The 12,933-nt window shown below is 72.1% G+C and carries 12 protein-coding genes; 6 read left to right on the top strand and 6 right to left on the bottom strand.

Annotated features, from left to right (window positions below; all coding sequences use genetic code 11):
- Positions 1-12 precede the first annotated feature (12 nt).
- From HNR68_RS14485 to HNR68_RS14475, 3 genes are read right to left on the bottom strand one after another with little or no spacing between them, the layout of a single operon-like run.
- Positions 13-921 carry a LysR substrate-binding domain-containing protein gene (locus HNR68_RS14485; protein ID WP_179721286.1) on the bottom strand — a complete coding sequence of 303 codons (909 nt, stop codon included), beginning with the start codon at positions 919-921 and terminating at the stop codon, positions 13-15.
- 10 nt (positions 922-931) lie between these two features.
- A complete protein-coding gene (locus HNR68_RS14480) occupies positions 932-1,819 on the bottom strand; it encodes a formylglycine-generating enzyme family protein (RefSeq protein ID WP_179721284.1) in 888 nt (295 codons plus the stop codon).
- Complete coding sequence (locus HNR68_RS14475) at positions 1,812-4,172, bottom strand: arylsulfatase (protein ID WP_179721282.1); 2,361 nt, start codon at positions 4,170-4,172, stop codon at positions 1,812-1,814. The genes HNR68_RS14480 and HNR68_RS14475 overlap by 8 nt, the downstream gene beginning before the upstream one ends.
- A 384-nt stretch (positions 4,173-4,556) precedes the next feature.
- Between HNR68_RS14475 and HNR68_RS14470 the strand changes: the two genes are divergently transcribed.
- Together HNR68_RS14470 and HNR68_RS14465 are read left to right on the top strand one after the other, a co-directional pair.
- A complete protein-coding gene (locus HNR68_RS14470; RefSeq protein WP_246330451.1) occupies positions 4,557-5,195 on the top strand; it encodes a TetR/AcrR family transcriptional regulator in 639 nt (212 codons plus the stop codon).
- On the top strand, positions 5,192-6,826 hold the full coding sequence (locus tag HNR68_RS14465) for an MDR family MFS transporter (RefSeq protein ID WP_179721280.1): 1,635 nt from the start codon (positions 5,192-5,194) through the stop codon (positions 6,824-6,826). Before HNR68_RS14470 ends, HNR68_RS14465 begins: the two co-directional genes overlap by 4 nt.
- Positions 6,827-6,881: 55 nt before the next feature.
- Here HNR68_RS14465 and HNR68_RS14460 read toward each other — a convergent pair whose 3' ends face one another.
- The 3 genes from HNR68_RS14460 to HNR68_RS14450 form a co-directional block, all read right to left on the bottom strand.
- Positions 6,882-7,439 (bottom strand): putative immunity protein, encoded by a 558-nt coding sequence (locus tag HNR68_RS14460; protein ID WP_179721278.1) that lies wholly within the window; start codon positions 7,437-7,439, stop codon positions 6,882-6,884.
- A gap of 39 nt (positions 7,440-7,478) precedes the next feature.
- A complete protein-coding gene (locus HNR68_RS14455; protein WP_179721276.1) occupies positions 7,479-8,240 on the bottom strand; it encodes an SDR family oxidoreductase in 762 nt (253 codons plus the stop codon).
- A gap of 169 nt (positions 8,241-8,409) precedes the next feature.
- The gene (locus HNR68_RS14450) at positions 8,410-8,850 is read right to left on the bottom strand and encodes a MarR family winged helix-turn-helix transcriptional regulator (RefSeq protein WP_179721274.1); all 441 of its coding nucleotides are present in this window, start codon (positions 8,848-8,850) and stop codon (positions 8,410-8,412) included.
- A 100-nt stretch (positions 8,851-8,950) separates the two neighbouring features.
- Between HNR68_RS14450 and couN the strand changes: the two genes are divergently transcribed.
- The 4 genes from couN to HNR68_RS14430 all read left to right on the top strand — a co-directional run bounded on the left by couN (position 8,951) and on the right by HNR68_RS14430 (position 12,894).
- Positions 8,951-9,862, top strand: a complete 912-nt coding sequence (gene couN / locus HNR68_RS14445) for a 4-hydroxyphenyl-beta-hydroxyacyl-CoA dehydrogenase (protein WP_179721272.1) — start codon at positions 8,951-8,953, stop codon at positions 9,860-9,862.
- Positions 9,859-10,749: a 4-hydroxyphenyl-beta-ketoacyl-CoA hydrolase gene (gene couO / locus HNR68_RS14440; protein WP_179721270.1), complete on the top strand. Its 891-nt coding sequence runs from the start codon at positions 9,859-9,861 to the stop codon at positions 10,747-10,749. Before couN ends, couO begins: the two co-directional genes overlap by 4 nt.
- 22 nt (positions 10,750-10,771) lie before the next feature.
- Entirely contained in the window at positions 10,772-11,236 is a 465-nt protein-coding gene (gene couM / locus HNR68_RS14435; RefSeq protein WP_179721268.1) for a p-hydroxycinnamoyl-CoA hydratase, read from the top strand.
- 149 nt (positions 11,237-11,385) lie between these two features.
- A complete protein-coding gene (locus tag HNR68_RS14430) occupies positions 11,386-12,894 on the top strand; it encodes an acyl-CoA synthetase (protein WP_179721266.1) in 1,509 nt (502 codons plus the stop codon).
- Positions 12,895-12,933: the final 39 nt, after the last annotated feature.

Here is a 12,933-nt window from a genome sequence, read left to right as displayed (position 1 = left end):
CGTGCCAGGAGCTCAGCGGCGGCGCCGCCGGCCGGCGGGTCGAGCGCCGACGGCGCGGGCGCGGACCGCGCGGACGAACTCCCCCGCCGCCGGGGAGAGCGGCCCGCGACGCCAGAACAGGGCGCCGCGGCGCACCACCCGCGGCCGCAGCGCCAGCACGACCGCACCGCGCTCCCCCGCTTCACGGGCCAGCGACCTCGGCAGCAGCGTCGCCCCGGCCCCGGCCAGCACCAGCGGCACGACCATCGCCTGGTGCGCCGTCTCCACCGCGACCCGCGGCCTCGCCCCCTGCGCGCGGACGACGTCCTCGATGACCTCGCGCGTCGCCGTCCCGCGCGGGGTCGTCACCCAGCTCAGCTCGGCCAGCTCGGCCCGGCCGAGGCGGTCGGCCTTGTCGGACTCCGGTGGCAGCACCGCGAAGATCTCGCGCCCCTCGAGCACGACGTGCTCCAGCTCCGCGACCCCGTCCGCTTCGGAGTCGGCCATGCCGAGCTCGGCCTCCCCGCTGCGCACCGCGCTGGTGGCACCCAACCCCAGCTCGTGGTCGGACACGTTGACCACGATGTTCGGGTGCTCGCGCAGGAACGCGCCGAGCAGGTCGGCGAGCGGGTCCACCGCGAGCGTGGTCTGGGCGACGATGTCCAACCGTCCCTCGGCCAGCCCGAGCACCCGGCGCACCGAGTCCGCGGCGGTGCTGAGGTCGCGCATCACCTGCCGGGCGGGTTCGACCAGCGCCTCCCCGGCCGGGGTCAGCGCGACCCCGTGCGGGAGGCGGTGGAAGACCTTGCCGCCCAGCTCCTGCTCCAGCGAGCTGATCGCGTGCGACAGCGACGGCTGCGCGACGCGCAGCGCCTGGGCCGCGCCGGTGAAGCTCCCGCACTCGGCGATCGCGAGGAAGTACTCCAGCTCCCGGCGCTCCACACCCTCCTCCTCACACGTCGCGAGCGCAGCGGAACCCGGTGTTGCCGGTGGAGGTGTCGGGGGTCAACCCCTGGCGGGCCGACACCCGGTAGCGCCGGCAGTACGACTCGTGGCACAGGTACGAGCCGCCGCGGACGCTGCGGCGCGGGTCGCCGGGCCCGAACGGGTCGGCACTCCACTCCCAGACGTTGCCGGTGGTGTTGTGCAGACCGTAGCCGTTCGGCTCGAACTCGGTGACCGGGCAGGTCCCGTACCAGCCGTCGGACTGCTCGTTGTGCCGGGGGAAGACGCCCTGCCAGACGTTCATCCGGTGCTCGCCGCCGGGTTCGAGCTCGTCGCCCCACGGGAAGGCGCAGCCGGACAACCCGCCGCGGGCGGCGTACTCCCACTCCGCCTCGGTCGGCAGCCGCAGCCCCGCCCAGGTGCAGTACGCCTGCGCGTCGGTCCACGACACGTGCACCACGGGGTGGTCGGGCCGGTCGTCCACATCGGACTGGGGCCCTTCCGGGTGGCGCCAGTCGGCGCCCATCACCTGGCGCCACCACGGTGCCGCCGCCACGCCGCGGGTCGGCGGGAAGTCGTCGGGCAGCAGCCCGGCGAACACGAAGGACCAGCCCCACCGCTCGGCCTCGGTGCGGTAGCCGGTCGCCTCGACGAACTCGGCGAACTCCGCGTTGGAGACGGCGGTGCGGCTGATCCAGAACGGCTCGACCCGCACCTCGCGGACCGGTCCTTCGCCGTCCTCCGGGTAGGCCAGCGCGTCCTCGCTGCCCATGAGGAACGAACCGCCGTCGAGCCGCACCATGCCCGCCGTCCGCTGGGCGGCGGCGGGCTCGACGTCGTGCGCGGCGGCCTGCGGCCGTCCCGCCGAGGGTGCGCAGCAGGCCCGCTCAGTCATGGGCGGCCTTGAAGCGGGCGCGGTCCCGGTCCACCGCGGCGTCGTGGTGCAGGTCGTCACCGAGGTCGACGCGGACCCACTCCAGCGTTCCGGTGAAGGCGTTGTCGACCACGGGGTAGTCGTCGGTGACCGGCGTGGCGCGGTCGACCCCGATGTCGAAGGTCTCGTCGAAGGCGAAGTAGTACGGGATGGTCTTCGGCACCTCGACCTCGCCGACCTTCTCGCCGTCGACGTGCAGCGTCACGTCACCGCCCTTGCCGACCCCGCCACCGTGGTAGGCGAAGTCCACCCGGACCTCGTGGCGCCCGGGCGGCAGCGGAGCGCTCGCCCGCGCCGTGTGCACCTCCAGGCCGAAGTAGTTGTAGGCGTAGCAGAGCCGTCCCTCGTGGAAGTACACCGACCAGCCGCCGAACCGGCCGCCCTGGGCGACGATGACGCCTTCCGGCGCACCGTCGCTGTCCACCACGGCGGTGACGCTGTGCGAGCGGTTCTTGACGTTCGGCGCGGTCTCCTCGGTCAGCCGCTTCGCACCCGCGTGGAAGGTGATGGACCGCCGGTCGCCCATGAGGTCGAGCCGACCGGACTCCTTGGGGTTCTCCCGCTCGGTCATCCGGTCGTCGAGCGGGAACACGCCGTAGCGGCTGGCCTCGATGAGGAACAGCTGCTTGAGCTCGTTGAGCTTGCCCGGGTGCTCGGCGGAGATGTCGTGCGCCTGCGTCCAGTCGACCCTGGTGTCGTAGAGCTCCCACTCGTCGTCGTCGAAGTAGCGGCGCTGGTCGCCCTGGACCATCTCCCACGGCGTCCCGTGGCGGGTCACCGCCATCCAGCCGTCGTGGTAGATGCCGCGGTTGCCGACCATCTCGAAGTACTGCAGCGTGTGCCGGTCGGGGGCATCGGCGTCGTTGAAGCTGTAGAGCATGCTGGTGCCCTCGATCGGCTTCTGCGCGACGCCGTCCACCTCGACCGGGTGCGGGATGCCCGCGGCCTCCAGCACGGTGGGCACCACGTCGATGACGTGGTGGAACTGGTGCCGCACGCCGCCGCGCTCGGCGATCCCGCGCGGCCAGTGCACCACCATCCCGTCGCGGGTGCCGCCGAAGTGCGAGGCGACCTGCTTGGTCCACTGGTAGGGCGTGTTCATCGCCAGCGCCCAGCCGACCGGGTAGTGCGCGTGCGTGGTGGCGTCGCCGAGGGCGTCCTCGTTCTCCAGGATGAACTCGGCGCTGTCCGGGATGCCGCTGGCGAAGCGGTGCTCGTTGAGCGTGCCGCCGAGACCGCCCTCGGCGGAGGCCCCGTTGTCGCCGAGGATGTAGAGGAACAGCGTGTTGTCCAGCTCGCCGAGCTCCTCCAGCGTGTCCACGAGGCGGCCGACCTGGTCGTCGGTGTGCTCGGCGAAGCCCGCGTAGAGCTCCATCAGCGACGCGGCCGCGCGCTGCTCGGTGGGCGACAGCTCGTCCCAGTGCGGGACGCCCTCCGCCCACGGCGCCAGCTCGGCGTCCGGGGGCACCACGCCGAGTTCCTTCTGGCGCTGCAACGTGATCTCGCGCTGGCGGTCCCAGCCGTGGTCGAACTTGCCGCGGTACTTCTCCCGGTACTCGCGGGGCACGTGGTAGGGCGCGTGGGTGGCGCCGAAGGGCAGGTAGATGAAGAACGGGTGGTCGGGCTTGAGGGACCGCTGGTCGCGCACCCAGTCGATGGCGTGGTCGACCAGGTCCTCCGACAGGTGGTAGCCGTCCTCCGGGCGGCGCGAGGGCTCCACCGGCGTCGTGCCGTCGAACAGCAGCGGGTACCAGTGGTTCATCTCGGCGCACAGGAACCCGTAGAACTTCTCGAAGCCCTCCCCGGTGGGCCACCGGTCGAACGGGCCGGCCGCGCTGACGTCACGGGCGGGCGTCTGGTGCCACTTGCCGAACGCCGCGGTGTTGTAGCCGTTGCCGCGCAGCACCTGCGCCAGCGTGGCGGCGCTGCGCGGGCGGATGCCGTTGTAGCCGGGCACGGCGCTGGCCATCTCGGTCGTCACGCCCATGCCCACGGAGTGGTGGTTGCGGCCGGTCAGCAGCGCCTGCCGGGTGGGCGAGCAGATGGCGGTGACGTGGAACCGGCTGTAGCGCAGCCCGTTGTCCGCGAGGCGCTCGGCGGTCGGCATCTGGCACGGGCCGCCGAAGGCGCTGGGCGCGCCGAAGCCCATGTCGTCGATGAGCACGATCACCACGTTCGGCGACGACTCCGGCGGCCGCACCGGCTGCACCGGTTCGTACTGCGGCTGCTGGTCGCGCACGTCCACCGCGGTGGCCGGCGGGAGGACCGGGTCCGGGATCGGGAGCCGCTCGCGAGAACGGACCGCATCGCTCATCCAAAACCTCCTGGCAGCGTGGAGCCCGCCGGGCAGCGCAGCGTCCGGCGGAAACGTGGGGGGAATCGCCACCACTCGTCCTCGGCGACACCGGAACCCTAGCCAACGCCAATTGCGGTGACCAAGCCGTCCACCCTCTGGAACAACTGCGCGCGGCACGGGAAAGCCGACGTCCGGGCAGGTCACCGGGCACGTCGAGGAGGGGAAGACGCATTTCGAATGAAATCCATAGAGAGCTTCTATGGCGCATTCCCGGCACCATTCCACGCTTCGCGTGCTCGGCACGACTCCCCCGCCGGGACCGCCGGAGCGCTCCGGTGCGGCCGAGATCACAGGGGAACTCGATGCACTCCACCCGTTGAGGGTGCAACAATGCACTCTGCGATGGATAGTGCAAAGGACGTGCGCAAGCGGCGGATGGCGGCCACCGCGGCGCAGGTGACGTCGATCTGCCGCAAGCTGACCGCGGAACGCGGACTGACCGGGTTCACCGTCGAGGAGGTCTGCGAGCGGGTCGGGATCTCGCGGCGCAGCTTCTTCAACTACTTCGCCTCGAAGGACGACGCGGTCCTGGGGGTCCCCGCGCGCAGGGACGACGACGAGCTCACCGCCTGGTTCACCGCCCGCGGCGACCCGGACGGCCCCGGCGTCTCCGCGACCCTGCTCGACGACCTCGCTGCACTGGCGGTCCAGCGCTGCGAGGCCTCCGGCATGACCGCGGAGAGCGTCGAGGACGCGCGAGCCGCGTTCGAGCGCGAACCCCGGTTGCTCACCAAGGGTTTCGAGCGACTGCTGCGGGACGAGCGCTCCGACGTCGAGCTCGTCGAGCGGCGGGAGGGCCTGGCCCCCGGGGACCTGCGGGCGGCCGCCGCCGTGCAGATCGTCCACGCCCTGGTCCGGGCGACCGCGTGGGACTTCCTCGCCTCGGACTGCACCGACACCTTCGCCGAGATCCTGGCGCGCCGGCTCGCCGCCGCCCGCGATCTCCTGGCACCGACCCACGACCCCGAACGGAAGCCATGACCACCACCGCTCCCGCGCCGCTGCTGCTCACGCAACGGCGGATCTGGATCATCTTCAGCGCCCTCATCGCGGGCATGCTGCTGGCCAGCCTCGACCAGACGATCGTCTCGACCGCGCTGCCGACCATCGTCGGCGACCTCGGCGGCGTCGAGCACCAGGTGTGGATCACCACCGCCTACCTGCTGGCGACCACGATCGTGATGCCGATCTACGGCAAGTTCGGCGACGTCCTCGGCCGGCGGCGGCTGTTCCTGGTGGCGATCGCGCTGTTCACCCTCGCCTCGGTCGGGTGCGCCTTCGCCACCGACTTCTGGGCGTTCGTCGTGTTCCGCGCGATGCAGGGCCTCGGTGGCGGCGGGCTGATGATCCTGTCGCAAGCGATCATCGCCGACATCGTCCCGGCCAACGAGCGCGGCAAGTACCTCGGCCCGCTCGGCGGCATCTTCGGCCTGTCGGCCGTCGGCGGCCCGCTGCTCGGCGGCTTCTTCGTCGACCACCTCACCTGGCAGTGGGCGTTCTACATCAACATCCCGATCGGCATCGCCGCGTTCGTCATCGCACTGCTCGCGCTGACCCTGCCGAACAAGAAGGCCACCCAGCCGGTCGACGTGCTCGGCGTCGTGTTCCTCTCGGTGGCCACCACGTGCCTGATCTTCTTCACCGACTTCGGCGGCGACAAGGCGCACGGCTGGGACGCCGTCGAGACGTGGGCCTGGGGCGCCGGCATGGTGGCGGCGGCGGTCGCGTTCGTCATCACCGAGTCCCGCGCCGCGGACCCGATCATCCCGCTGAGCCTGTTCCGCAACGCGATCTTCATCAACGCCACCGCGATCGGGCTCACGCTGGGGCTCGGCATGTTCGCCGCGATCGGCTTCCTGCCGACGTTCCTGCAGATGTCCTCCGGGACCTCGGCGGCCGCCTCCGGTCTGTTGCTGCTGCCGATGATGGGCGGTCTGCTCCTCACCTCCATCACGTCCGGCGCGATGATCACCAAGACCGGGCGGTACCGGATCTACCCGATCCTCGGCACCGTCGTCACCGGGGCGGCCATGGTCATGATGACCTCGCTGACCGCGGACACGCCGATCTGGCTGATCTGCGTCTTCCTGTTCGTCTTCGGCGCGGGCCTCGGCCTGATCATGCAGGTGGTCGTGCTGGTGGTGCAGAACGCGGTCCCGCCCGCCATGATCGGCACCGCGACGAGCACCAACAACTACTTCCGCGAGGTCGGCGCCTCGCTCGGCGTGGCGGTGTTCGGCACGATCTTCACCACCCGCCTCACCGACAACCTCACCGCCGTCTTCACCTCGGCGGGCGCCTCGGCGGCCGACGCGTCGAAGGCCACCGCGACGATCGACCCGAAGACGCTGAGCCAGCTGCCCGGACCGATCCGCGACGGGGTGGTGACGGCCTACGCCGACGCGCTCGCGCCGGTCTTCTGGTACCTGCTGCCGTTCATCGGCATCGCCTTCCTGCTCGCCCTCGTGCTCAAGCAGATCCCGCTGTCCGACGTCGCGGGGCTGGTCGCCCGGGGCGAGGCGATCGGCGGTGAAGAGGCGGAGCGGCTGGAAGCCGAGCAGCGCAAGGCCAAGAAGGCCGCGGGATCCCGCGAGGACGAGCCGACGTCCTGATCCGCGTGCGGGGCGCGGCCGGCCCGCGCACGCCGGGCGGCGGACGTCGTCGGCATCACCGCTCGGACGTCCCGGTGCGCGGTGGCCCGTGGCGCAGGGAGTGGTCCAGCGCGCTCATGAGGCGAGCGACGCGGCTGGTGCCGCTCGGCGCGGGCGGGTAGCGGCGGAGGACGTCGACGAGCCCGGGTGTCGCGCGCCGCCGCGCCTCCTCCAGCAGTGCATCCCCGGCCGCGGGGTCGCCCGCGGCCAGCTCCGCGATGCGCGCCGCGCTCGCAGGCGCCCGCAGGATGTGCCCGACCTGGGTGGCCCGGGCGATCGGGTGCAGGTAGGCGGCCGAGGCGGCGTCCCCGGCGCACCGGGCGGCCAGCCGTGCGGCTTCCGTGGGCGCGGACCGGGCGGCCCGGTGCGCGTCGAGGGACGCGGTCCGCTGCCACCGGGAGCGGGCGGCGCCGTCGACGAACGCCCACGCGGCCTCGATCGCCGAGCGGGGACGCGGATCGTCGGGAGCCGCCCGCTCGAAGACGGGCAGGACGTCCTCCGCGTGCTGCACGACGTAGCGGGCCACGAGCCGCAGCTCGTCCACCGTCAGCTCGAAGTCGCCGCGCGGGGCCACGGTCGTGGACCCTACCGCCCTCCGGCGCCGCGCAGGACGTCACCTGCGCTCGCGAGCGAACAGGAAGGCCGGGGGTTCGCCGCCGCCGTGGCACTCGATCGCCGCGCCGCTGACGTAGGACGCCAGGTCGGAGGCGAGGAAGAGCGCCACGTGCGCGATCTCCTCCGGGTTCGCCATGCGCCCCATCGGGATGGTGCGCTCGATCGCCGCCACGCCCTCGTCGCCGCCGTAGTGGTCGTCGGTCAGCTCCGTGCGGCACAGGCCCACGTTGATGGAGTTCACCCGCACCTTCGGAGCCCACTCCACGGCCAGCGACCGGGTCAGCGAGTCCACACCGGCCTTCGCCGCGCCGTACACCGCCGTGCCGGGCGAGGGCCGCAGCGCGCTGATCGAGGAGATGTTCACGATCGCGCCGCCGGTGTCCTGCTGCTGCATCGCGGCGTTGGCGGCTTGGGCGACCAGCAGCGGCCCGGTGAGGTTGAGGTCGAGGACCTTGCCGTGGAAGCGCGGTGAGGCCTCCGCCGCCTTCGCGTACGGCGCGCCCCCGGCGTTGTTCACCGCCACGTCGAGCCGTCCGTGCTGGTCGAGCACGCGGTCCACGAGCGCCCGGACCGACTCCGCGTCCCGCACGTCGCACCGCACGTGCGTCGTGCCCGGCGCGGGTTCGTCCACGTCGGACCGCGCGCAGGTGACCACCCGCGCACCGGCGCTGACGAAGGCGGCGGCGATGGCGCGGCCGATGCCCCTCGTCCCCCCGGTGACCAGCACGACCCGTCCCGCCATGTCCAGCTGCACCGCCATGCGCCCCTCCGGTGGCCGAGAACCCGAGCAGGCACCAGGCTACCAAGCAAGTGCTAGGTAGCCCAGGTGTCGTGAGCGCGAACGCCGGTTGCAGCCGGTTGTCGCACTCACGACCACTCACGACCGGACGTAGGGGCCGCAGACCTCGCTCCGCGGACGCCTCAGGCGCTCATGACCGCGGGAAGACGATCCGCTTCAGCGCGGTGCGCAGCTCGTCGACGGCCTCGGGCGACAGCCCCTCGAAGTACCCGCGGTGCGCCTGGTCCACCAGCCCCTGCGCCTCTTCCTGCACCCGGCGCCCCTCCTCGGTGGCGGCGATCAGCCTGTTCCGCCGGTCCGCCGGGTCCGGGGTGCGCCGGACGAGTCCCCGCTCCTCCAGCTCGTCCACCAGGCCCACGATCTGGCTGGGGTCGAGTCCCAACGTGGTCGCGACGGTGCGCTGGTTGACGCCCGCCGCGTGCTCGCACGCCAGCACGAGCACCGAGTAGGCGCGCACCTTCAGCCCGAGCGGGACCAGCGCCTTGTTCACCGCACCGAGGACCATCCCACCGGCGCGGGAGAGCAGGAACCCGATGTCGTCTGCCAGCGGCTGCGGCTGGGTCTGTGCCATGCACCCTCCTCCGACTACCCCGCAATCGTAGCAAACCGCAATCATTGACTTTCTCAACGATGGATGCTTGCCTGTGATCCAGACGACAGGAAGGGCACCGATGGATCTGAGCAACAAGGTCGCCATCGTCACCGGCAGCGGGCGCGGACTCGGCCTCGCGTACGCCCAGGAGCTCGCCCGCCACGGCGCGGCGGTGGTGGTCAACGACGTCGACCGGGACAGCGCCGACGCGGCCGTCGCCGAGATCACCGCGGCCGGCGGCCGAGCCACCGCCGTCGTCGCGCCGGTCGGCCCGGCAGCGACGGCGCAGGCCCTGGTGGACACCGCGGTCGAGTCCTTCGGCCGGCTGGACGTGATGGTCACCAACGCGGGCATCCTGCGCGACAAGGTGCTGTGGAAGATGACCGACGCCGACTTCGACGCGGTGATCGACGTGCACCTGCGCGGCACCTTCACCTGCGTGCGCGAAGCCGTGCTGCGGTTCCGCGAGCAGGGCGAGGGCGGCCGCATCATCTGCGTCGGCTCCCCCGCCGGCCAGCGCGGCAACTTCGGCCAGACCAACTACTCGGCGGCCAAGGCGGGCATCGTCGGCATGGTCCGCACCTGGGCCATGGAGCTGCAGCGCGCCGGCATCACGGTCAACGCGGTGTGCCCGGTCGCGGCGACCGCGATGACCGAGACGATCCCGTTCCTGGCGCCGCACGTCGAGGCGATGCGGCGCGGCGAGCCGCTGCCACCGGTCCTGCGCCGCGAGGTCGGCATGGGCACCCCCGAGGACGCCGCGGGCGTCGTCTCCTTCCTCGCCTCCGACGCGGCGTCCGGGATCACCGGACAGGCCATCTCGATCGGCGGCGACCGCCTGGCGCTGTGGTCCCACCCGCAGCTGACCACCACCGCCTTCCAGGACGGCGGGTGGTCGGCCGAGGACATCGCCGCCGCCTGGGAGCGGACCTTCGGGGACGCGGTCGAGTCGGTGGGCGAGGAGTTCCCGGAGGAGGTCCTGCCGCGATGAGTCGCTACGAGTACGGCATCGACTTCAGCGCCGTCGAGGCCATCGACATCCACACCCACGTGGAGATCGACAGCAGCGGGCACCGGTCGCTCGACGACGAGCTGATGACCGCCTCCGAGAAGTACTTCAAGTCGGGCGCCGAGCGCACGCCGAGCATCGACTCCGTCGCCGAGCACTACCGCGAGCGGAACATGGCCGCCGTCGTGTTCACCGTCGACGCGAGCTCGACCACCGGGCACCCGCCGAACTCGGTGGAGGAGATCGCGGAGCGGGCCGCCGCGCACAACGACGTGCTCATCCCGTTCGGCTCGGTCGACCCCTGGCACGGCCGGGCCGCGGTGCGGCGCGCCCGCGCGCTGGTGGCGGACTTCGGCGTGCGGGGCTTCAAGTTCCACCCGAGCCTGCAGGGCTTCGAGCCGAACGACCGGCGGTTCTACCCGCTCTACGAGGCCATCGCGGAGGCCGGCGTGCCCGCGCTGTTCCACACCGGACAGACGGGCATCGGCGCCGGGTTGCCGGGCGGGCACGGCATCAAGCTCCGCTACTCCGACCCGATGCTGCTCGACGACGTCGCCGCCGACTTCCCGGACCTGACGATCGTGCTGGCCCACCCCGCGGTGCCGTGGGTGGACGCCCAGATCTCCATCGCCACCCACAAGGCCAACGTCTACCTCGACCTCTCCGGCTGGGCCCCGAAGTACTTCCCGCCCCAGCTGGTCCGGGCGGTGAACACCGTGCTGCGCGAGAAGGCGCTGTTCGGCTCCGACTTCCCGGTGATCCAGGTGGACCGCTGGCGCCGGGACTTCGCCGCGCTGGACATCAAGCCCGAGGTGGCACCGCTGGTCTTCAAGGACAACGCGCTGCGCGTCCTCGGCATCGAACGCTGACCGCACACGGACAGGAGCACCCATGACCACCACGCGCGTCGCGACGCTCGCCGAGCTCAAGGAGCTGGAGGGCGAGCCCTTGGGCACCAGCTCGTGGTTCGAGCTGCCCCAGGAGCGCATCAACACCTTCGCCGACGCCACCGGCGACCACCAGTGGATCCACGTCGACCCCGAGCGCGCCCGGGCCGAGAGCCCCTTCGGCGGGCCGATCGCGCACGGCTACCTGACGCTGTCGCTGATCATCCCGATGTGGGCCGAGGTGCTCGTGGTCGACAGCGTGACCATGGCGGTGAACTACGGGCTGAACAAGGTCCGCTTCACCGCTCCCGTGCCCGCAGGCAGCCGGGTGCGGTTGAACGCCGCGCTGAAGCGGGTCGAAGACCTGCCGAAGGGCGGCGTGCAGCTGACCGTCGACGGCCAGATCGAGCTCGAGGGGTCCGACCGGCCGGCCGTGGTGGCGGAGGCGATCTACCGCTTCTTCGAGTAGCCCGCGGCGACCGGGGTCCACTGTGGATCCCGGTCGCCCACGCGCAGCGCCACCGGGGTCGTCGCAGGGACCCAGTCCCGGTCCACCGACCCTCCTGAACCGGACCCGCCAGCACCCGACCGATCCCGGACATCCTGAAGGAGGACCGCATGCGCAACGAAGGCACCGGCAGCTGGCCGTACCGCCGCGCTCGTCTCTCGTCCGACACGATCGCGCTCGTCTTCCGCGGGCACGCCACCACCTACCGCGAGCTCGACGACCGGGTGACCCGACTGGCGCACGGGTTGCGCTCGCTCGGCGTCGGCCGCGGCGACCGGGTCGCGTTGCTGAGCACCAACCACCCGGCCTACCTGGAGGCGCTGTTCGCGGCGGGGTTGCTCGGCGCGGTCTTCGTGCCGCTCAACGCCCGGCTCACCGCCCCGGAGGTGGAGTACGCGGTGCAGGACTCCGGTGCCGCGGTGCTCATCCACTCCGCTGCGCTCGGGGACGTCGCGCGGTCCGCCGCCGGTGCGGCGACCCGCGTGGTGCTCGACGGCGCGGAGCCGGGGACGGTCGGCTACGAGGAGCTGATCGCCACCGGTGACACCTCCCGCATCGACGATCCGGTGTCGCACGACGACCCGTGCTTCATCATGTACACCTCCGGCACCACCGGACGCCCCAAGGGCGTGGTGCTCACCCACGGCAACCTCGTGTTCTCCGTGATGAACGCGGTCATCGACCTCGACCTGGACAGTCACGAGGTGGCGCTGGTGTGCGCCCCGCTGTTCCACACCGCCGCGCTCGACGTCGTGGCGCTGCCCACCATCCTCAAGGGCGGCACCGTGGTCATCGAGGAGGGCTTCGACGCGGGGCGCGTCTTGCAGGTGCTCGAACGCGAGCGCGTCACCTACACCTTCGGCGTGCCCACCATGTGCGACGCGCTCAGCGCGCACCCCGCGTGGGAGACCACCGACCTGTCCGCGATCAAGCGGGTGATCGTCGCCGCGGCTCCCGTCCCGCCGCGCACACTGCGCACCTTCACCGCGCGCGGCATCAAGATCTGCCAGGGCTACGGGCTGACGGAGACCGGCCCGGGGGCGCTGATCCTCACGCCGGACGACGTCGAGCGCAAGCTCGGCACGGCGGGTGTCCCGCACTTCTTCACCGACGTGCGGATCGTCGACCCCGACGGGCGCCCGGTGGGGCCGGGCGAGCGCGGCGAGATCCAGATCTGCGGCCCCAACGTCATGCGCGAGTACTGGAACCGGCCGGACGCCACCGCCGAGGCGTTCACCGACGGGCGCTGGTTCCGGTCCGGTGACGTCGGGGTCGCCGACGAGGACGGGTTCGTCACCATCGTCGACCGGATCAAGGACGTCATCATCTCCGGCGGGGAGAACGTCTACCCCGCCGAGGTCGAGGCCGCGGTGCTGGAGATGCCGGGCATCACCGAGTGCGCGGTCTTCGGCGTGCCGGACGAGAAGTGGGGCGAGGTGGGCTGCGCCGCCGTGGCGCTGGAGGACGGCCACGACCTCGACCACGACCAGCTCGTCGCGTTCCTCGAACCGCGGCTGGCCAAGTACAAGATCCCCAAGAGCCTCGTGGTGCTGGACGCGATCCCCCGCAACGCCACGGGCAAGATCCGCAAGGACGAACTCCGCCGCCGCTTCACCTGACCCACTCCCCCGGCGGCGAGCACGGCCCGCCGCCCCGGC

This window comes from Saccharopolyspora hordei (assembly GCF_013410345.1).
Lineage (GTDB): Bacteria > Actinomycetota > Actinomycetes > Mycobacteriales > Pseudonocardiaceae > Saccharopolyspora > Saccharopolyspora hordei.
Note: the sequence above shows the minus strand (reverse complement) of the source record. Positions and strands in the feature narration are given on the sequence as shown.

Excerpts from the sequence above, each read along its gene's own strand:
- HNR68_RS14480 (WP_179721284.1), bottom strand. The coding sequence starts at position 1,819 with ATGACTGAGCGGGCCTGCTGCGCACCCTCGGCGGGACGGCCGCAGGCC.
- HNR68_RS14475 (WP_179721282.1), bottom strand. The coding sequence starts at position 4,172 with ATGAGCGATGCGGTCCGTTCTCGCGAGCGGCTCCCGATCCCGGACCCG.
- HNR68_RS14470 (WP_246330451.1), top strand. The coding sequence starts at position 4,557 with ATGGATAGTGCAAAGGACGTGCGCAAGCGGCGGATGGCGGCCACCGCG.
- HNR68_RS14465 (WP_179721280.1), top strand. The coding sequence starts at position 5,192 with ATGACCACCACCGCTCCCGCGCCGCTGCTGCTCACGCAACGGCGGATC.
- HNR68_RS14455 (WP_179721276.1), bottom strand. The coding sequence starts at position 8,240 with ATGGCGGTGCAGCTGGACATGGCGGGACGGGTCGTGCTGGTCACCGGG.
- HNR68_RS14450 (WP_179721274.1), bottom strand. The coding sequence starts at position 8,850 with ATGGCACAGACCCAGCCGCAGCCGCTGGCAGACGACATCGGGTTCCTG.
- couN (WP_179721272.1), top strand. The coding sequence starts at position 8,951 with ATGGATCTGAGCAACAAGGTCGCCATCGTCACCGGCAGCGGGCGCGGA.
- couO (WP_179721270.1), top strand. The coding sequence starts at position 9,859 with ATGAGTCGCTACGAGTACGGCATCGACTTCAGCGCCGTCGAGGCCATC.
- couM (WP_179721268.1), top strand. The coding sequence starts at position 10,772 with ATGACCACCACGCGCGTCGCGACGCTCGCCGAGCTCAAGGAGCTGGAG.
- HNR68_RS14430 (WP_179721266.1), top strand. The coding sequence starts at position 11,386 with ATGCGCAACGAAGGCACCGGCAGCTGGCCGTACCGCCGCGCTCGTCTC.